Here is a 17,839-nt window from a genome sequence, read left to right as displayed (position 1 = left end):
CGTGGCCCGGGCACCACTGGTCCGCGGGCACCTGTGCCCTGACCGAGGCGATGTGCTGGCCGCATCCGGCCCAGGTCGTCTTGCTGCAGATCCTGCAGCGCACGGGACGGCACATGGCTCAGGCCTCCTCGGTCTCGGCCAGCGCGTCGGCGAAGGAGCAGAAGGCGTCGTACGCACGGGCGCCGTGGATGGTCGCGGGTCCGCCGTGCATCAGGAAGGTGACGCCGATGGCCTCGGCGGCCTCCTGCTTGGTCGCACCCGCGCGGGCCGCTGCCTGCGCGTGGGAGGCGATGCAGCCGTCGCAGCCCTCGACGACGCCGATGGCGAGGGCGATCAGCTCCTTGGTGCGCTTGTCGAGGGCGCCGTCGGCGAAGGCCGCATGGGAGAGTGCGCCGAAGCCGGAGTAGACGTCGGGGATGGCCCGGCGCAGCTGGCGGTGCAGGGGCGAGAGCTCGTCGAGCAGTGGCTTGCCGTGGGGCGAGGTGTGGTCGGTCATGTCGGGTTTCCTCTCGGGTGCGTGGTGCGGTTCAGTCGTGGGCGAAGGTGATGGCGGGCAGGATCCGGCGCAGCCACACCGGCGTCGCCCAGGCGGCGCGGCCGGAGACGCGCAGCAGGACGGGCAGCAGGACCAGGCGGACGAGGAAGGCGTCGAGCAGGACGGCGACCCCGAGGATCACGCCCATCTCCTTGGGAGGCAGTGGGCCGGACAGGGCGAAGGTGAAGAACACCGCGACCATGACGCCGCCGGCGGCGAAGATCACCCGGCCGGAGTGGGCCACGGCGCCGACCATGGCCTCGCGCGGGTCGCCCGACTTCTCCCAGTGCTCCTTCGCCGAGGCGAGCAGGAAGACCGTGTAGTCCATCGCGATGGCGAAGATCATCGCGAAGAAGAACACCGGCGCCCAGGCGTCGAGGAAGCCCTGTGACTCGAAGCCGAGCAGGCCCGCGCCGTGGCCCTCCTGGAAGACCAGGCGGGCGACACCGAAGGCGGCGGCGGTGGACAGCAGGCTCGCGAGCGTGCCGAGCAGGGAGATCAACGGTGCCTGCAGGGCGACGAGCAGCAGCAGGAAGCCGAGGAGCAGGACCACGCCGATGACCACCGGCGTCGAGCGGTGCAGTTGGTCGGTGAGGTCGATGTTCTCGACGGCGGCGCCGCCGACCAGCGCCGAGTCGGGGAGCTCGGCCCGGAGCCGGTCGACCGTGTCCGGGAGCGCCGGGTCGGAGGGGTCCACCGTCGGCATCGCCTGGACGAGCACCCGGTCGGTGCCGTCGGTGGCCGGCATGGCGGGCAGCACGGCGGCGATGCCCGGGTCCGCGGCCAGGGCGGCGCTCGTGGCGTCGGCGTCGATACCGTCCGCGACGACCTGCAGCATGCCGGGCGCGCCCGGTCCGAAGGCGTCCTTGACCTGCTCGTAGCCGAGCCGGGCACTGGCGTCCTCGGGCAGCACCTTGATCGAGGGCATGCCCGTCTTCAGGCCGAGGACGGGAGCGGCCAGGACCAGGAGCACCAGGGTGGAGCCGATGCCCCACACCGCCGGCCGCCGCCACAGGTGCTCACCCCACCGGGCGAACACGGGGGAGCGGTGCTCGCCCACCTTCACCCACGGCAGGGCCAGCCGGTTGATCCGCCCGTCGAGCTTGAACAGCACCAGCGGCAGCAGGGTGAGCGTCGCGGCCAGCACGAAGACGACCGAGATCATGATGCCGCCGGCCATCGAGCGGAACGACGGCGAGGGCACGAGCATCACGGCGGACAGTGACACCAGCACGGTGGCGCCGGACAGCAGGACCGCCTTGCCGGCCGTGTCCATGGTCTCGGCGATCGCCTGGCGTGGCGAGCCGTGCTGGCCGAGCCGGGCCGCCCGGTAGCGGACGACGAGGAAGAGTGCATAGTCGATGCCGAGTGCCAGGGCGAACATCATCGCGAAGTTCATCGCCCAGATGGAGACGGGCACGACCTCGTTGATGAGGACCAGCGAGCCGGCGGAGGCCACCAGCCCGGCCAGGGTCAGCAGCAGCGGAAGCCCGGCTGCGACGAGGGCGCCGAAGGCGAGCACGAGGATCGCCAGGGTGACCGGCCAGGAGAACATCTCCGAGGTCAGCATCGCGTCGAGGTTCGCCTCGTTGAAGTCGGACCACAGCAGCGACGAGCCGGTGGGATTGACCTCGACGCCGCCGGTCGAGAGGCCCTGGAGCTCCTCCTTCAGGTCGGTGGCGACCCGGACCATCTCGTTGGTGTCGACGCCCGCACCCGCGAGCACGACGGCGGTGCGGCCGTCGGGGGAGAGGCTGGCGCCGGGCACGGGGGCGATGACCTCGGCCAGGCGCGGCTCGTCCTCGAGGATGCGCGTCACCTCGGCCACGACCCGGGCGCCGGTGCCGGACTCGAGCGATCCGTCGGTCGCGTGCACGACGACCTGGATCGCGTGGCTGGCGTTGCCGCCGAAGTGCTCCTGCGCGAGGTCGCGCACGGTCACGGACTCCGAGCCGTCGGCCTGCCAGCCGGCGCCGGAGAGGCTCTTCTCCACGGACGGGGCGAAGACGCCCAGCCCGATCACGATCGCGATCCAGACGAGGCCGACGCCTCCCCGGTGCTCGGTCACCCAGACCCCGAGCCGCCCGAGGGGGCCGGGCCGCCAGGTGTGCGAGGCCGCCTCCGGTGCGGCCGATGTCGTCTGCGCCACGGTGGCGCCTCCTTTCGAGTTATCCCCCCGGGGGGTTAGGATCAGGACAGTAGCAGATCCCCCCGGGGGGATAGTGAATCGACAGGAGAACCCGATGGACAGCACCGACTTCACGCTGGGAGCCACCCTCGATGCGTCGTACGACGAGACGGTGGCGCGCGTGCGCGCCCTGCTCGCCGACGCCGGCTTCGGCGTACTGACGGAGATCGACATCCGCGCCACGCTCCACGCCAAGCTCGGCGTGGAGGTGCCCGCCCAGGTGGTCCTCGGCGCCTGCCGGCCCGAGCTGGCCCACCGTGCCCTGCAGGTCGAGCCGCGCGTGGCGGCGCTGATGCCGTGCAATGTCGTCGTCGCCGACACAGGGGAGGGGCGCACCCGCGTCGATGTCATGGACCCTGCGCTGATCGCCTCACTGGCGCCCGACCCCCGGCTCGCCGGGGTGGCCGCCGAGGGTCGTGCCCGGCTGACCAGGATGATGGAGGCACTGACCGCGACTGCAGCACCTGACGGGAGCAACCGATGAAGCTGGAGCCTGAGGAGATCAAGGCGATCATCACCCGCCTCAAGCGGGCCAACGGCCACCTGGCGTCGGTGATCCGGATGCTCGAGGAGGGCGCGGAGTGCGAGGACGCACTGATGCAGCTCGCCGCCGTCAACAAGGCGGTCGGGCGCGGCGGCTACGCGCTGGTCGCCACCGGCCTGCAGAAGTGCCTGGTCGAGGGCGGCCCGGACAGCGTCGACGCGAAGAAGATGGAGAAGCTCTTCCTCGCGCTGGCCTGATCTTCGCCGTTCACCTACCGAATTCGTCGTGGATCAGGCGATCTCACGACAATTTCGGTAGGTGAACCGCACCACCCGGGTCAGGCGAGGACCTCGCGCACGGACGCGGTGGCCCAGGCGTTCCAGAGCGACGTGCGGCGCAGGAGGTAGTGCCCGACGGCGCCCATGTCGGTGAACTCCGCGTCGGCGACGGCGCTCGCCCGCTCGACGTACTTCCTCGTCGCGCGGGCGGAGGTGATCCGGTCCCGGCGGCCGTGGGCGGCGCGCAGGACCTTGCCGGCCAGTGGCTCGACCGGGTCGCTGGGCGGCAGCCACGGGGCGAGCGCGACGACGCCGCGCACGGACGGGTGGTCCGCGACGGCGACGCCGGTGCGGGCGCCCATCGAGTGGCCGACGACCGCGACGGGCAGGCCGTGCTCGGCGGCGAGGGCATCCAGCGCCCACCGCGCGTCCGGGACGGGCGAGGGGAGTGCGCCGGCGGCGGCGTTCCAGCCCTTGACCCGGTAGCGCAGCAGCACCACGCCGATGCCGTCGCCGTTCAGCGGGCCGGCGAGGTGGCGGGCCAGCGCGCGGCCGCGGCGCCACGACAGGCTGCGGCCGTCGACCGGCATGGTGCCGTGCTCGGCACCGCCGTGCAGGACCAGCGCGATCGCGCGTGGCGAGGCGGGAAGGTGCTCGTCGGTGAACGTCGGGGAGGTGGTCACGGCATCCATCTCCCCGTCTTCGGAGCCGGCCGGGCGGCCGGATTGCTCAGCCATGCTGGCGCAGCAGGTGGTAGGCCTCGAGCGTCTCCGCGCGCTGCTCGGCGTGGTCGACGATCGGCTCCGGGTAGTCGCCCCGCGTCGGGTCCTCCAGCTCGGGGACCCACCGGCGCACGTACGCCCCGTCGGGGTCGAACTTCTTGGCCTGTGAGGTCGGGTTGAAGATCCGGAAGTACGGCGCCGCGTCGGTCCCGCACCCGGCGACCCACTGCCAGTTGTGCTGGTTGCTCGCGAGGTCCCCGTCGACGAGGTGGCGCATGAAGTGCCGCGCGCCGTGGGTCCACTCGACGTGGAGGTCCTTGACCAGGAAGGACGCCACGACCATCCGCACCCGGTTGTGCATCCAGCCCTCGGCGAGCAGCTGGCGCATCCCGGCGTCGACGATCGGGTAGCCGGTGCGGCCCTCCGCCCACGCGGCCAGCCGCTCCCGCAGCGCGCGGCCGGTCACGTAGGGCAGCCCCTTCAGCTCGGGCTTGAAGTACTCGCGCGCGGAGTCCGGCCACGCGTGCAGCACGTGCGCGTGGAACTCCCGCCACGCCAGCTCCTTGCGGAAGACCGCCTCGTGGTGGTTGCGGGCGTCGAGGTCCGCCAGCAGGGTGCGCGGGTGGATCGCGCCCCAGCGCAGGTAGGTGGACAGGCGCGAGGTCTCGTCGAGGTCGGGGCGGTCGCGGACGTCGTCGTACGGCGTCCCGCGGAACTCCTCCCAGCGGGCGAGGGCGGCGGCCTCCCCGGCCTCGGGCAGCTGGACATCGCCCAGGTCGGGTGCCTCGGGCAGGCCGTCCGAGGGGGCTCCGACCCAGTCGACGGCGGCCGGGTCGGACTCCGCCGGCGCCCGCCAACGGTGGTCGACCCACGCCTTGTGGAAGGGCGTGAAGACCTTGTAGGGCTGGCCTGCTCCGGTGGAGAGGCGGCCCGGGGCGACCGCGTACGGCGACCCGGTGCGCACGAGCGGCACGTCACCGAGGGCGTCCTCGACGCGGGCGTCCCGCGCGGCGCCGTACGGGCCGAAGTCGGCGCTCACGTGCACGGCCGCGGCGCCGGTCTCGGCGACCAGCGCGGACAGCACCTCCTCGGGCCGGCCGCTGCGCACCACCAGCCCCGGGCCGTGCGCACGCAGGTCGCGGTCGAGGGCCTCCAGCGACCGGGCGAGGAACGCCCGGCGCGCGGGGCCGGAGGGGGCCAGGAGCGCGTCGTCGAGGACGAAGACCGGCAGCACCGGGCCGTCGGCGGCCGCGGCGAGCAGGGCGGGGTGGTCGCCCAGACGCAGGTCCCGGCGGAACCACAGGATGCTCGGGGTCACCCGGCCATGCTGGCAGACGGGCGGGAAGACGGGTCTCGTGACGGTCGCTGCGCGACCTCCTCGACCACCGGAGACCCCGGTCAGCGCAGACCGAGGTCCTTCAACGCGAGCTGGGCCGCCCGGTAGCCGGCCATGCCGTGCGCGCCCGGTCCAGGCGGCGCCGCCGCCGAGCAGAGGTAGACCCCACGGGCGCCGGTCCGGTAGGGGTTGCGGCCCGGCCGCGGTCCGAGCACCAGCGACGCCGGCGACTTGGCGCCGGTGAGGATGTCGCCACCGACCCAGTTCTCGTTGGCCGAGGCGAAGTCGGCCGGTCGGGTCACGTGGGTGCCCACGACCCGGTCGCGGAAGCCCGGCGCGAAGCGCTCGACCTGGGCGATGATCGCCTCGGTGGCGTCGCCGTCGTAGCCGGCCGGCACGTGGGCGTAGGCGTAGACCGGGTGCACGTCGCCCCGTGAGCGGGACGGGTCGGCGACGTACTGCTGGCCGAGCAGGACGAACGGCCGCTCCGGCATCCGCCCGGTGGCGACGGCCTTCTCGCCGGCGATGATCTCGGCCGGTCCGCCCGCGAGGTGGAGCGTGCCGGCGCCGGCGAGCTCGGCGTCGCGCCACGGGATGCCCTGCTCGACGGCGAAGTCGACCTTGAAGGCGGCCGGTCCGTAGCGGTAGCGGCGGTAGGCGCGCCTGCTCCCGGAGGGCAGCTGGTCGTCGTACAGGCCCAGCGCGGCGGTCGGCGAGAGGTTCAGCAGCACGGCGTCGGCGGCCGGGAGCTGGCTCGCGGAGGTGACCCGCACGCCGGTCTCGATCTTGCCGCCGAGGTCGACGAGCGCCTTCGCCATCGCGTCCGTGAGCGCCTGGGTGCCGCCGACCACGACCGGCCAGCCGTCGTGGTGGCCGGCCGTCAGGATGCCCATGCCGATGGCCGAGGAGAGCACCTCGGTGAGCGGGCGCATCGCGTGGGCCGTCGTACCGAGGAAGAGGGCGCGGGCCTGCTCGGTGCGGAAGAAGCGGGCCAGCAGGGCCGCCGGGAGCATCGTCGGGGCGCCGAAGCGGCCCATCAGCAGCGGGTGCCGGGGGAGGTGGACGACCGGCCCGAGGATGTCGCCGGCGAGCCGCTCCCAGGCTCGGGAGGGAGCGCCGAAGAGCATCCGCCAGCGGCGCGCGTCGGCCCCCAGGCCGGCCGCCGTCGCGTCCACGGAGCGGCGCAGCAGCGCCGGGGCGGCATCGTCGAGCGGGTGGGCCGCGTCGATCTCCGGCCAGGCCCACTGCAGGCCGTAGCGGTCCAGCCCGGCGAGCGCGGGCGACTGCACCGCCATCGGGTGGAAGGCGGCGCAGTGGTCGACGAGGATCCCCTCGCCGAACGGCTGCACGGTCCGGGTGCCGCCGCCGATGTCGTCCCGCGCCTCGAGCACGGTGACCTGCACGCCGGCCTTCGCGAGGGTCAGCGCGGCCGCCAGGCCGTTGGGCCCGCTGCCGACCACGAGTGCGTCCGTCATGGGTACGACGGTAGGCCCAACAGCCGCGTCCCTCCCATGTCACGGCGTGCGGACTTGGCGCGCGGCCTTTGGTCTCCGCGCACAACACCGGAGATCGCCAGGTCCTCCCCGCGCCGGCGGGGAGGACCTGGTGGGGGGACCCGGGCTGCTGGTGTCAGTGCGTGGGGATCAGCAGGGCCCGGCCGAGCCAGTGGCACGCGGTGAGCGCGAGCTCGATCGCCTGTCGGTCGGAGCTGACCGGCCAGCCCATCGCCTTCTCGGCGGACGCGATCCGGTACTTCACCGAGTTCTTGTGCATCAACATCGCCTCGGCGGTGGCGGTGTAGCTGCTGTCGTGCTGGAAGAACAAGAGCAGCGTGTGCCGCAGCCGCTCGTGCTGCTCGTCGTCGAGGGCCAGGTCGCCGAGCGTCTCCTGCACCCAGGTGCGGGCGGTGTCGAGGTCGTTGGCGAGCAGGGCGGCGACCTTGAGGCCGGGCTCGTCGAAGGTCGTGACCGAGCGCTGCGGGTCGTCGCCGACCATCGCCACCTGCTGGGCGTGCAACGCCTCCCGGTGGGTACGACGGAAGCCCTCCACCCCCGACGCGAGCCGGCCGAGCGCCAGGTTGGGCGCCGGCGGTCCACCGGCCTTGGCCAGGAGGGACTGGATCCCGCCGACGTCGAGCTCGACCTCGTCGCGGACCGAGATCCAGATCCACGCCGTCGCGCGGTCGCGCGGGATCACCAGCGGCGTACGCGAAGAGCCGAGGAACTCCGCGATCGACGTCGCGGCGCGGGTGAAGCGGGAGAGCTGGTCCTGCTGGGTGCCGGTCTCGTCGACCCACAGCACGCCGCCGAGGTGCGGCACCCGCAGGCGGTAGCCCAGCGTGGTCTCGGCGGCGTCGATGTCGATCGGGGCGCCGGCGATGAGCTCCTCGACCCGGCCGACCCGGGCGCTGTTGCGCTCGGCCAGCCAGCGCTCGCGCTCGCCCTCGTAGACCGTGACCACGCCCTGCGAGATCCAGTCGATGTAGTCGAAGGTGACCTTCACGATCCGCTCGTAGGCCTCCGAGCGCACCTCGACCGGCGCCTCGAGCCGGTCGCACTCGGCGAAGGTCATCTCCAGCAGGTGCTGCTGGCCGAGCCGGTAGGCGCGCACCAAGGCGCTCATCGGCACCCCGCGCTGGGCGAGCCGCCGCGCGTACTCGTAGGCCGCCGACGGCGGCTCGATCTTGTCGAGCGTGATGTCGTGGCGCAGCGAGTAGAGGATGTTCTCGATGTTGCCCTCGATGCTGGCGTAGAGCAGCTCGAAGATCGCGCCGTCCTCGTCGAGCTCCTCGATGCGGTTCGAGAGGCGGTCGCGCATGCTGCTGGCCAGCTCGGTGATCCGGGCCTGGAGCGCCGTCGCGACGGTGGTCACCAGCACGTCGGCGGAGAGTGGAGGGGGAGCGTCTGCCACGTCTCGCAGTGTCCCAGACCGAGCGTGACGCGCGTCACTGTGCTCGCGCCACGACTGCGGGCCCGCGCTTTGGTCGCGGCGACCAAAGGTCTGCTGCGGGGAACGGGTCACGCCGACACCTGCTCGCGCAGCAGGCCCTTCACCAGCTTGCCGACCGAGTTCTTCGGCAGCTCCGTGCGCACGTGCACCTCCTGGGGGACCTTGTAGCGCGCCAGCGTGGCCGCGCAGTGCTCGCGCAGCTCCTCCGGCGTCGCGACGCGACCGGGCCGGGTGGCGACGTACGCGACCGGGACCTCGCCGAGCACGGGGTCCGGCTTGCCGATGACGGCCGCCTCGAGGACCGCGGGGTGCAGGTAGAGGCACTCCTCGATCTCCTTGGGGTAGATGTTCTCCCCGCCGCGGATGATCATGTCCTTGATCCGGTCGACGATGCGCAGGTAGCCGTCCCGGTCGATGATCCCCACGTCGCCCGTGTGCAGCCAGCCGTCGCGGAGCACCTGGGCCGTCTCCTGCGGCTTTCCGAGATAGCCCCGCATCACGTTGGCGCCGCGGATCACCACCTCGCCGCGCTGCCCGGCCGGCTGTGGGACGCCCTGGGCCGAGACGACGGCGACCTCCTGGCCCGGGAGCGCGACGCCCACGGTGCCCGGCTTGCGCAGTCCGTCGACCGGGTTGATCGTCGACGCCACGCTGCCCTCCGAGAGCCCGTAGCCCTCGACGACGGGCACCCCGAAGCGCCGCTCGAAGCGGGTGATCAGCTCGGCCGGCATCGGCGCCGCGCCGCAGACCAGGAAGCGCAGCGAGGAGGTGTCGACCCTGCGCTCGGTCCGCGCCTCGAGCACGGCGTAGATGGTCGGCACCGCCGAGAAGTACGTCGGCCGGGCGGCCTCGACGTCGTCCCAGAAGGTGTCGGGGGAGAACCGCCGCGCGACGACGACGTCACCGCCGGCCCGCAACGGGGCGAGGGTGCCGGCGACCAGGCCGTTGCAGTGGAACAGCGGGAGGACCAGCAGGCTGCGGTCGTCGGCGGTCAACCCGAAGTGCTCGACGAGCGAGGCGCTCATCGCGTCGAGGTTGTCGTGGTCGAGCAGCACGCCCTTCGGCTTGCCGGTCGTGCCGCTGGTGTAGATCACGAGCGCGAAGTCGTCGCCGAGGGCGGACGGCTCCTCGACGCCGTCCCCGGCGCCGGCGGGTGCGGGGGACACGGGCGGGTCCCCGGGGGCGGGGAGGACGAGGTCAGCGTCCACCCACGCGATCCCCAGGGACTCCGCCAGTGCCCGGGCCCGCTGGTCGCCGACGATCACCGCGGACGCCGAGTCCTCGAGCTGGTAGCGCACCTCGTCGTCGGTCAGCGCGGTGTTGACCGGGTTGAGGGCGGAGCCGCGGAACCACGCGGCGAACATCGTGGCGATGATCTCCGCGCAGTTCGGCAGCAGCACGGCGACGGTGTCGCCGGGCGCCACGCCCAGCGCCGTGAAGCGCTGGGCGAGGCGTCGTACGGCGGTCGCGAAGCCGGCGTTGTCCCAGGCCCGGTCACCGTCCTGCAGGCACGACCCGGTGGGGTCCTGCGCGGCTCGCTGGAACGGGATCGCCGCCAGCGGGCTGGTCGTGGTGACGCCCATGGGTCAGGCCGTCGCCGTCGGGCTGGCCGCGCCGAGGGCGTGCGCCGGGTGGTGCTGCGGGTGGCGCCAGGTGACGTCCGTCGGGACCGGGCCGTTCGGCAGCCACGGCTGCTCCTTGACGCAGTCGGTGACCAGCCAGCTGCCGCGCTCGACGATGCCCAGGGCGGCGTCCATCACGAAGTACTCCTGCGTCGGCTTGTGGATGGGCTGCGACTCGACCCAGACCACGACGAACTCGCCGGGGGCGAAGCCGACCCGCTTCTGGATGGCCTCGATCAGCTGGTCGTCGTGCAGGTGGCCGTCGCCGAAGTTCCACCCGATCACCTTGTTGCAGCAGAACTCGGCCTCGCGCAGGGAGTAGCCCTCGTACTCGTCGCCCAGGTAGTTCTGCAGCACCGAGAACAGGCCGCGCCCCTGGCTGTGCATCGAGCGCCAGCTCAGCGTCATCTGCATCGTCATCTCGGCGGCCGCCGGGTCGAAGCCCATGCCGTCGACCAGCTGGTCGATCTGGTTGAGCGCGCCGCCGGGGATCTGGTTGAGCTTCGCCTCCGCGCCCGGGGCGAAGGCCCAGGTGGCCGAGGCCCAGTTGCCGGCGTACTGCCGCATCGAGGGGAGGAAGGACACCAGGTCGGGACGCAGGTTGCCGAGCACCGGGAAGAAGACCAGCGCGGCCACGAAGACCGGCAGCATCCAGCCCTCGCTGAAGTCGGTCACGGCGTAGCCGTCACCGGCGAAGTGCCCGGCGAACAGGAAGATCGTGATGAACGAGAAGTTGATGTTCCACTCCAGCGGCACCGCCAGGGGGAACGTCTGGGTGATGAAGAGGTGGAAGAGGACCATCGACCCCACGGCCAGCAGCGTGATCGTCCAGTTGGTGCTCAGCAGCAGGACCAGCGGTACGGCGAGCTCGGCGGTCGTGCCGAGCACGTGCGCCATGAACCAGGCGAGCCGCGACGGCAGCAGGTCCTCGGGCAGCGACCGGTAGTGCGCACGCTTGAGGGCCTTCGGCACGAACGGCGCGTTCGACACCATCGGCGGGATCACGTTGAGGAAGTGGTGGTTCATCTTGGACACGGCCGCGCCGACCCAGATCGTGACGATGATCAGCTTGGCCGCGACGATGAAGTCGACGAACGTGAGCACCTCGCCGGCGAGCGCGGAGATCAGCAGGATCGGCAGGTACTGCTCGCCGCGCGAGGCGAGGAAGAGGATCTTGTCGCGCAGGCCGCAGAGCACGAGCAGGCCGGCGGAGAGCGCCATCAGCGCCGGGTCGACCATGTCGACGCCGAAGCCCTCGAGGGTCGTCCCGCCCGACGACGCGGCGAGGAGGAAGCTCGCGAGGGTGGCGAGGTAGAGCGCCACGTCGAAGACGCTGCGGTTGTCGCCGGCGGTGAACGGGACCTTGCCCGGCCACGGGGGGAGCCGGATGGTGTTCGGTCGCGCCCAGTAGGCGATGCCACCGGTCATCGGCTTGAAGTGCGCCGCGAGCGGACCCCACGTGCCACCGATGCCGAACAGCTCGAGGAAGAGCGTCCAGAGCACGAACTTCTGGTAGATGATCGGCTGGTCCCACCACTGGCTGACCTCGAGCGGGCCGCCCACGTCGGAGGTGAGGGTCGCCAGCGCGACGCCGCCGCCGATGTAGAGGACGAGCAGCTTCACGATGTAGATGGTGTGCACCATCTTCTGGGTGCCGAAGCCGTTCTCGGCCCAGAACGTCGCCAGGAACCTGATCCGTTCCTGGCGGGGGCGGGTGAGGAACTCCGCAGGGTCGACCTGCGGCACGGTGGGGGTGAGGAAGGGCATGGGTCTGGCTCCTTGGTGCGGGAAGGACCGCTCGGCGATCCGCCCCGAAGGTAGGCGCGATGTGACCTGCGTCATCACGGCCGCGACGACCGAACTTGCCTCCCGTTCTTCGTCCCCGACGGCCAACGACCGGGGCCCGCTACGGTGGCGGCATGCGGACCCCCGAGTACTCCGACGACCAGCTGGCGGCCGGTGTCGCCGCTGCTGCCGCCGCACTGGGCGAGCCGCTGACCGCTGCGGCGTACGACGCCTGGCAGCGCGACCAGGAGGCGGCCTCCCCGGCGCTGCTGATCCGCCGGTTCGGCTCGTGGAACGAGGCCTGCGCCCGCGCCGGCGTGGCCACCAACAAGACCCGCTCGACCTCGCGGAGGTGGAGCGACGAGGACGTCGTCGCGATCGTGGCGGCGTACCTGGGCTCACCGGGGGCGACGGGCTCGTTCGCCGACTACTCGGAGTGGGCGAAGGCGCAGGACGACGCCCCGAGCGGGGCGACGCTGCGGCAGCGCTTCCCGTGGGCCGAGGTCAAGAAGCGGGCAACGGCCGGCACCTGAGCGGGCGTCCGTCACAATGACAGCATGACTGTCATTCCCGCGGACCGCCTCGCCGAGCTCGAGCCCGCCTGCGCGCTCGCGGACGCACTGGCGTTCTTCGACAGCCTCCCGGCCGTCCGTGCCGAGGAGGTCACCGGCCGCTGGCACGGGCGCGAGCTCGCCACCGGGCACCCGATGGACGGGCTGCTGGAGGCGTCCGGGTGGTACGGCAAGCAGTTCGACTCCGTGGACGAGGTGCACCCGCTGCTCTTTCGGACGCCGGCCGGGAAGATCGTGTCCGTCGACCCGCGACGGATCCCCTTCGGGATCGTCGACCGGATCCCCGAGGGTGTGGTCGCCCGCGGCCGCGCGGTCATGGGCGCGGCGCTCCCGGCGCTGCGCACGAAGAAGCCCCGGGCCCGGCTGCGCAACGTGGAGTACCGCGGCGTGGTCACCGCCGGGATGAGCTACGACCACCTGCCGATCATCGACCTCTTCCGCCGGGTCGACGCCGACACCCTGCTGGGCTGCATGGACCTGCGCGACGCCCCGCCGTACTTTTTCGTCCTGGTCCGGGACTGATCCGGCAGCCGCCGGTGGTCTCGTGACGGTTGCTGCGCAGCCTCCTCGACCACCGGGCAGGTTCAGGCGGCAGGGTCAGGCGGGCGGGTACGGCGCCGCCTTGAGCAGCGCCGCCAGGTGGGCCGCGTTGCCGGCGAGCGTCGCGGTGGTGGCCGCGGTCTTCTCGGGCTCGGGGTCGAGGTCCTGGTAGTCGGTCGACTGCATCGCCTCGCCGACCCAGTAGGTCACGCCGTTCGCCGGGATCGTGAAGCCGACGTCCGAGAGCGCCTGGTAGACCTCGGCGCTGACGTGGTGGGCGCCGTCCTCGTTGCCGACGACCGCCACGGCCGCGACCTTGCCGGAGGTCAGCATCCGGCCCTCGTCGTCCTCCTCGCTGAGCTCGGCGTCGAGCCGCTCCAGCACCATCTTGCACACCGACGAGGGCTGGCCCATCCAGATCGGCGTGGCGATGACGAGGATGTCGGCGGCGAGCACCTGGCGGCGGATGTCCGGCCACGCGTCGCCGTCGCCCTCGTCGGTGCTGACCCCGAACGCGACCGGGTGGTCCACCACGCGCACCAGGTCGCCGTCGACCCCGTGCCTGCGCAGGGCCTCGAGCACGCGCCGCCCCAGCAGGTCGGAGCTGGACTCGGACGGTGACCTGCGCAGCGTGCAGCACAGGACGAGGGCACGCAGGGAATCTGTGGGTGGGGTGTCGTCGACCATGCGCGGGGCGGTACCCGGCGCGGGGCCGGGCACCCGGGCGCCCGGGGCAGAGGTCCCGGGTCCGTGATCCGGATGGGTGTCGCATCGTGTCCGAGAGGCCGCTCCGCCGGGCCGTCCCCGCTGCCTACGCTCGCCGCGACGCGCACTGATCGGGGGAGGGAGCTCGGGTGGCGTACACACCGCGGGCCTGGACCCGCACCGCGATCCCGTCGTCCGCGACGCTGCACTGCCTGCGCCGGTTCACCGCCGGCTACACGCCGGCGCTCCACCGCCAGGTCGTCGCCGCCGGCGGGTTCACGGCGTGGTTCGAGAAGCAGCTGACGTCGCAGTACGCCGACACCTGGTACACCACCTCGGCGACGTGGTGGACCTCGATCAACGCCTCGGCGGAGACGCTCTGGCAACGACAGGTCGACGGCATCGAGGAGCTGTGGCTGGCCGACGCCAACTACGAGCGCTGGGCGCTGGTGCGCCGCCTCGGCTCGCAGCGGCAGGTGCTCGAGACGATGGCGGAGCTCTGGGAGCACCACCTGCACGTGCCGGCGACGGGCGAGGTCGGGCCGTTCCGGACGTCGTACGGGAAGACGATCCGGAAGCACGCGCTCGGCCGCTTCGAGGACCTGCTGCAGGCGGCGATCGTGCACCCGGCGATGGCGGTCTACCTCGGCAACGCGAACTCCTCCAAGCGCGCCCCCAACGAGAACCTCGGCCGCGAACTGCTGGAGCTGCACACCGTTGGTCGCGGCAACTACGACGAGGACGACGTCAAGGCCTCCGCGCGGATCCTCACCGGCTACCGCGTCGACTCGTGGCGGACGTGGGCCTTCTCCTGCGACCTGGCCCACCACTGGACCGGACCCGTGCAGGTCATGGGCTTCGCCCACGACAACGGCGCCGCCGACGGCCGGCCCGTCGTCCAGGCCTACCTGCGCTATCTCGCGCACCACCCCGCGACCGCGCGGCGGATCGCGCTGAAGCTGGCCCGGCGCTTCGTGTCCGACAGCCCACCGGACGCCCTGGTCGACCGGCTCGCGAAGGTCTACCTCGCCAACGACACCCAGATCCGCCCGGTGCTCCGCGCGCTGGTCGCCTCGACGGAGTTCAAGGCGGCGAGCTCGATCGGCAAGAAGGTCCGTACGCCGACCGACGACGTCGTCGCGACTTGGCGGGCGCTGGGCGTCCAGCTCTCAGCGCGTCCGGCGGACAGCGAGTCCGAGGCCGGCGCCAACGCGATCCTGTGGCAGGCGTCGTCCGTCGGCATCAGGCCGTTCTCGTGGCAGCCGCCCGACGGACGACCCGACACGGCAGCGGCGTGGTCGTCGACCTCGCGCTTCCTCAACTCCCTCGACGTGCACTACACGATGGCGGGCGGCTGGTGGCCGTCCATCGGCACCCGCTACCGCACGCCGGCGTCGTGGCTGCCGGCCACGCGGATCCGCTTCGACCACCTCGTCGACCACCTCGCCCGGTCGATCCACGGACGCGGCTCGACGTCGCTGCTGCTGCAGGCCGCGTGCGAGGCGACCGGCTGCAGTCCGGGCACGATCATCACCAGTACCCACGACCTGGTCCGCTGGGAGATGCCGCGCCTGCTGACCGTGTTCCTCGACTGCCCGACCCACATGACGAGGTGACGGCCATGACCTCCCCGACCCCTGCCCCTCCCGCCGAGCCCTGCGGATGCCCCGAGTTCTCGCGGGTCTCACGCCGCGGCCTGCTCCGGAGCGCGCTCGCCGCCGGGGCCGGCCTGAGCACGGCCACCGCGTTCGGCACCGCCTTCGTCGAGACGTCGTACGCCGCCACGCGCTCCGCGCCCGCCGTGCTGGTCGTCCTGTCGATGCGCGGCGCGGTCGACGGGATGAGCCTCGTCGTCCCGCACGGCGACCCGGTCTACGCGAGCGCGCGGCCCGGCATCGCCGTCCCGTCGGCGCAGCTGCTCGCGAAGGACGGCTTCTTCGGGCTGCACCCGAACCTGGCGCCCCTGCTGCCGCTGTGGAACGGCGGCCGCATGGCGGCCGTGCACGCGACCGGCCTGCCGGCGCCCAACCGCTCGCACTTCTCCGCGATGGAGGAGGTCGAGGACGCCGCGCCCGGCTCGACGACGCGCACCGGCTGGCTGAACCGGCTGATCGGCCGCGACACCTACACCAGCCCGCTGCAGGCGGTCCAGCTCGGCAGCGCCAACCCGCCGACCTCCCTCAGCGGGCCGCAGCAGAGCGTCGCGATCGAGCGGATCGCGGACATGCGGCTCTCCGGAGCCGACAAGTGGGACCCCGAGGGGCGCCGGCCCCGGTCGATGCGGACCACCTGGGCGTCAGCCTCGGGACCGCTCGGAGCGGGAGCCCGCGCCGCGATGGCGGCCATCGCCGACTTCGCCCCGGTCAAGGCGACCTCGACGACACCGGCCAACGGGGCGTCGTACCCGGACGGGGACTTCGGGCGCGCGATGGCCGCGACGGCGCGCACCATCCGCGGCGACGTGGGTGCCGAGGTGATCACCGTCGACTTCGGGTCGTGGGACCACCACGTCGACCTCGGCACGCTCGAGTGGGGTGCGATGCAGCGGATGACCTCCGAGCTCGCCGACGTGCTGGCGGCGTTCTTCACCGACCTCGGCTCGCTCGCCGACAAGGTGACCGTCGTGGCGCTGTCGGAGTTCGGCCGACGGGTCAAGCAGAACGCCAACTACGGGCTCGACCACGGGTGGGGCAACGTGATGCTGTTGCTCGGCGCCGGTGTCAAGGGCGGCTACCACGGCACCTGGCCGGGGCTGGTCAACGACGTCAACGCCGACCTCACGGTCACGACCGACTACCGCAGCGTCCTCGCCGAGGTCGTGGTGAAGCGGATGGCCGCCTCGTCGGCGACGGTGTTCCCGGGCTTCACGCCGGAGACCGTCGGCGTGATGGCCTAGGCGACGGCGATCGCGAGGAGCACGACCGCGATCGCGGGGAGGGTGAGCTGCGTGATCGCCGCACGAGCCTTGTCCGGCGACGAGAGCAGCAGCACCAGCCCGGCGGCCACCATCGACCCCGCGCCGGTGAAGACCAGCGTCGAGCCGACCGTCTCCTCGTCGGCGACGTGGGCGGCGATGCCGCCGAAGGTCACCAGCGCGAGGAAGAGGTTGTAGAAGCCCTGGTTGTAGGCGAGCTCCTTGGTGGCCTCGGCCTCCTCGACCGACGTGCCGAACGTCGCCCGCGTCCGCGGGCTCGTCCAGGTGAGCGACTCCATGACCCAGATGTAGACGTGGAGTGCGGCGGCGAGGCCCGCGAACGCGAGGGCGACGGTGGTCATGTCCTGCACCCTAAGGGGCGGCGGGACCTCTGGCGGGCGCGAAGTGCGTGGGTTTCTCCGCCGAAGTGTGAGGTCTTCTCCGGCGAAGTGGCAGAGGTTCTCCGTCGAGACGTGAGGATTGCGGCGCCGGTGGCGGAGAAATCGGCCCACTTCGGTGGAGAAAACGGCCCACTTCGGCGGAGAAAGCAGCCCACTTCGGCGGAGAAAACCTCACACTTCGCGCCCCCACCCGGGTTCGGCCGTTGTCGGCGGGTACCGCGAGGCGGAACCGACAACGAACCCCGACCGAGAGGAGCACGATCCATGAGCACGATCGAGAAGACCATCGTCGTCGAGGTGCCGGTCCGTACGGCCTACGACCAGTGGACGCAGTTCGAGAGCTTCCCCAAGTTCATGCAGGGCGTCGAGCACGTGAAGCAGATCGACGACAAGCACCTGCACTGGAGCGCCGACATCGCCGGAGTGCACCGCGAGTGGGACGCCGAGATCGTCCACCAGACGCCCGACGAGCGGATCACCTGGCGCGCCACCGACGGTACGACGAACGACGGCACCGTCTCCTTCGCCCCGGACCCCACCGGGCGCGGCACGCGGGTCACCCTGCAGATGGAGTTCGAGCCCGAGGGCATCGTCGAGAAGGTCGGCGACGCGCTGAAGATCGTCGACAAGCGCACCGAGGGCGACCTCGAGCGGTTCAAGGAGTTCATCGAGGCCCGTGGTGTCGAGACGGGCGGGTGGCGCGGGGCGGTGAGCCCGAGCGACGTGGACCCGCCGAATCCGGCGTTGTGATCGGGGGAGTTTCACCGGCCGGCCGGTGAAACTCCCGCGCCTGGACGAAGAAACTCAC

At 72.2% G+C, this 17,839-nt stretch carries 17 protein-coding genes and 1 pseudogene; 7 read left to right on the top strand and 11 right to left on the bottom strand.

Annotated elements, in window-relative coordinates:
• Position 1: 1 nt before the first annotated feature.
• The 3 genes and pseudogenes from AC2YHB_RS16925 to AC2YHB_RS16915 form a co-directional block, all read right to left on the bottom strand.
• Positions 2-115, bottom strand: a pseudogene (locus AC2YHB_RS16925) (hypothetical protein); the annotation flags it as partial.
• 3 nt (positions 116-118) lie between these two features.
• Positions 119-496, bottom strand: coding sequence for a carboxymuconolactone decarboxylase family protein (locus AC2YHB_RS16920; protein ID WP_179650522.1), 378 nt, complete (start codon positions 494-496; stop codon positions 119-121).
• A gap of 31 nt (positions 497-527) precedes the next feature.
• Positions 528-2,684, bottom strand: coding sequence for an MMPL family transporter (locus AC2YHB_RS16915; RefSeq protein WP_487354327.1), 2,157 nt, complete (start codon positions 2,682-2,684; stop codon positions 528-530).
• Between the two features lie 94 nt (positions 2,685-2,778).
• Between AC2YHB_RS16915 and AC2YHB_RS16910 the strand changes: the two genes are divergently transcribed.
• Both AC2YHB_RS16910 and AC2YHB_RS16905 read left to right on the top strand, forming a co-directional pair.
• Entirely contained in the window at positions 2,779-3,207 is a 429-nt protein-coding gene (locus tag AC2YHB_RS16910; RefSeq protein WP_487354326.1) for a DUF302 domain-containing protein, read from the top strand.
• On the top strand, positions 3,204-3,464 hold the full coding sequence (locus AC2YHB_RS16905; protein WP_036541962.1) for a metal-sensitive transcriptional regulator: 261 nt from the start codon (positions 3,204-3,206) through the stop codon (positions 3,462-3,464). Before AC2YHB_RS16910 ends, AC2YHB_RS16905 begins: the two co-directional genes overlap by 4 nt.
• Before the next feature lie 80 nt (positions 3,465-3,544).
• Here the strand turns inward: AC2YHB_RS16905 and AC2YHB_RS16900 are convergent, their stop codons facing one another.
• The 6 genes from AC2YHB_RS16900 to AC2YHB_RS16875 all read right to left on the bottom strand — a co-directional run bounded on the left by AC2YHB_RS16900 (position 3,545) and on the right by AC2YHB_RS16875 (position 11,881).
• Complete coding sequence (locus tag AC2YHB_RS16900) at positions 3,545-4,168, bottom strand: alpha/beta hydrolase (protein WP_242530580.1); 624 nt, start codon at positions 4,166-4,168, stop codon at positions 3,545-3,547.
• A gap of 46 nt (positions 4,169-4,214) precedes the next feature.
• Complete coding sequence (locus AC2YHB_RS16895; RefSeq protein ID WP_487354325.1) at positions 4,215-5,525, bottom strand: cryptochrome/photolyase family protein; 1,311 nt, start codon at positions 5,523-5,525, stop codon at positions 4,215-4,217.
• A gap of 80 nt (positions 5,526-5,605) precedes the next feature.
• The gene (locus AC2YHB_RS16890; protein ID WP_487354324.1) at positions 5,606-7,018 is read right to left on the bottom strand and encodes a phytoene desaturase family protein; all 1,413 of its coding nucleotides are present in this window, start codon (positions 7,016-7,018) and stop codon (positions 5,606-5,608) included.
• Positions 7,019-7,172: 154 nt separating this feature from the next.
• Positions 7,173-8,453 carry a PucR family transcriptional regulator gene (locus AC2YHB_RS16885; RefSeq protein WP_487354323.1) on the bottom strand — a complete coding sequence of 427 codons (1,281 nt, stop codon included), beginning with the start codon at positions 8,451-8,453 and terminating at the stop codon, positions 7,173-7,175.
• A gap of 107 nt (positions 8,454-8,560) precedes the next feature.
• Positions 8,561-10,075, bottom strand: a complete 1,515-nt coding sequence (locus AC2YHB_RS16880; RefSeq protein ID WP_487354322.1) for a class I adenylate-forming enzyme family protein — start codon at positions 10,073-10,075, stop codon at positions 8,561-8,563.
• 3 nt (positions 10,076-10,078) lie between these two features.
• Positions 10,079-11,881, bottom strand: a complete 1,803-nt coding sequence (locus AC2YHB_RS16875; RefSeq protein WP_487354321.1) for a DUF3556 domain-containing protein — start codon at positions 11,879-11,881, stop codon at positions 10,079-10,081.
• A gap of 152 nt (positions 11,882-12,033) precedes the next feature.
• Between AC2YHB_RS16875 and AC2YHB_RS16870 the strand changes: the two genes are divergently transcribed.
• Together AC2YHB_RS16870 and AC2YHB_RS16865 are read left to right on the top strand one after the other, a co-directional pair.
• A complete protein-coding gene (locus tag AC2YHB_RS16870) occupies positions 12,034-12,432 on the top strand; it encodes a homing endonuclease associated repeat-containing protein (RefSeq protein WP_487354320.1) in 399 nt (132 codons plus the stop codon).
• 24 nt (positions 12,433-12,456) lie between these two features.
• Positions 12,457-12,993: a DUF4334 domain-containing protein gene (locus AC2YHB_RS16865; protein ID WP_179650539.1), complete on the top strand. Its 537-nt coding sequence runs from the start codon at positions 12,457-12,459 to the stop codon at positions 12,991-12,993.
• Positions 12,994-13,068: 75 nt separating this feature from the next.
• On the opposite strand, the gene AC2YHB_RS16860 is transcribed toward AC2YHB_RS16865, so the two are convergent.
• Complete coding sequence (locus AC2YHB_RS16860; protein WP_487354319.1) at positions 13,069-13,698, bottom strand: flavodoxin family protein; 630 nt, start codon at positions 13,696-13,698, stop codon at positions 13,069-13,071.
• Between the two features lie 167 nt (positions 13,699-13,865).
• Here AC2YHB_RS16860 and AC2YHB_RS16855 point away from each other — a divergent pair, with 167 nt between their 5' ends.
• Positions 13,866-15,332, top strand: coding sequence for a DUF1800 domain-containing protein (locus AC2YHB_RS16855; RefSeq protein ID WP_487354318.1), 1,467 nt, complete (start codon positions 13,866-13,868; stop codon positions 15,330-15,332).
• A gap of 5 nt (positions 15,333-15,337) precedes the next feature.
• Positions 15,338-16,612: a DUF1501 domain-containing protein gene (locus AC2YHB_RS16850; protein WP_487354317.1), complete on the top strand. Its 1,275-nt coding sequence runs from the start codon at positions 15,338-15,340 to the stop codon at positions 16,610-16,612.
• Here AC2YHB_RS16850 and AC2YHB_RS16845 read toward each other — a convergent pair.
• The gene (locus tag AC2YHB_RS16845) at positions 16,609-16,992 is read right to left on the bottom strand and encodes a DUF1304 domain-containing protein (protein WP_179650544.1); all 384 of its coding nucleotides are present in this window, start codon (positions 16,990-16,992) and stop codon (positions 16,609-16,611) included. The genes AC2YHB_RS16850 and AC2YHB_RS16845 overlap by 4 nt on opposite strands.
• Before the next feature lie 303 nt (positions 16,993-17,295).
• Between AC2YHB_RS16845 and AC2YHB_RS16840 the strand changes: the two genes are divergently transcribed.
• On the top strand, positions 17,296-17,781 hold the full coding sequence (locus AC2YHB_RS16840; RefSeq protein ID WP_036541977.1) for an SRPBCC family protein: 486 nt from the start codon (positions 17,296-17,298) through the stop codon (positions 17,779-17,781).
• The last annotated feature ends 58 nt before the right edge of the window (positions 17,782-17,839 follow it).

The organism is Nocardioides sp. SRI_004 (assembly GCF_057586415.1).
The sequence above is the reverse complement of the archived record's forward strand: the minus strand, read 5'-3'. Positions and strand labels throughout refer to the sequence as shown.

Coding starts and splice junctions, on each gene's coding strand:
- AC2YHB_RS16875 (WP_487354321.1), bottom strand. CDS start 11,881: ATGCCCTTCCTCACCCCCACCGTGCCGCAGGTCGACCCTGCGGAGTTC.
- AC2YHB_RS16905 (WP_036541962.1), top strand. CDS start 3,204: ATGAAGCTGGAGCCTGAGGAGATCAAGGCGATCATCACCCGCCTCAAG.
- AC2YHB_RS16880 (WP_487354322.1), bottom strand. CDS start 10,075: ATGGGCGTCACCACGACCAGCCCGCTGGCGGCGATCCCGTTCCAGCGA.
- AC2YHB_RS16920 (WP_179650522.1), bottom strand. CDS start 496: ATGACCGACCACACCTCGCCCCACGGCAAGCCACTGCTCGACGAGCTC.
- AC2YHB_RS16870 (WP_487354320.1), top strand. CDS start 12,034: ATGCGGACCCCCGAGTACTCCGACGACCAGCTGGCGGCCGGTGTCGCC.
- AC2YHB_RS16850 (WP_487354317.1), top strand. CDS start 15,338: ATGACCTCCCCGACCCCTGCCCCTCCCGCCGAGCCCTGCGGATGCCCC.
- AC2YHB_RS16910 (WP_487354326.1), top strand. CDS start 2,779: ATGGACAGCACCGACTTCACGCTGGGAGCCACCCTCGATGCGTCGTAC.
- AC2YHB_RS16845 (WP_179650544.1), bottom strand. CDS start 16,992: ATGACCACCGTCGCCCTCGCGTTCGCGGGCCTCGCCGCCGCACTCCAC.
- AC2YHB_RS16865 (WP_179650539.1), top strand. CDS start 12,457: ATGACTGTCATTCCCGCGGACCGCCTCGCCGAGCTCGAGCCCGCCTGC.
- AC2YHB_RS16860 (WP_487354319.1), bottom strand. CDS start 13,698: ATGGTCGACGACACCCCACCCACAGATTCCCTGCGTGCCCTCGTCCTG.
- AC2YHB_RS16890 (WP_487354324.1), bottom strand. CDS start 7,018: ATGACGGACGCACTCGTGGTCGGCAGCGGGCCCAACGGCCTGGCGGCC.
- AC2YHB_RS16840 (WP_036541977.1), top strand. CDS start 17,296: ATGAGCACGATCGAGAAGACCATCGTCGTCGAGGTGCCGGTCCGTACG.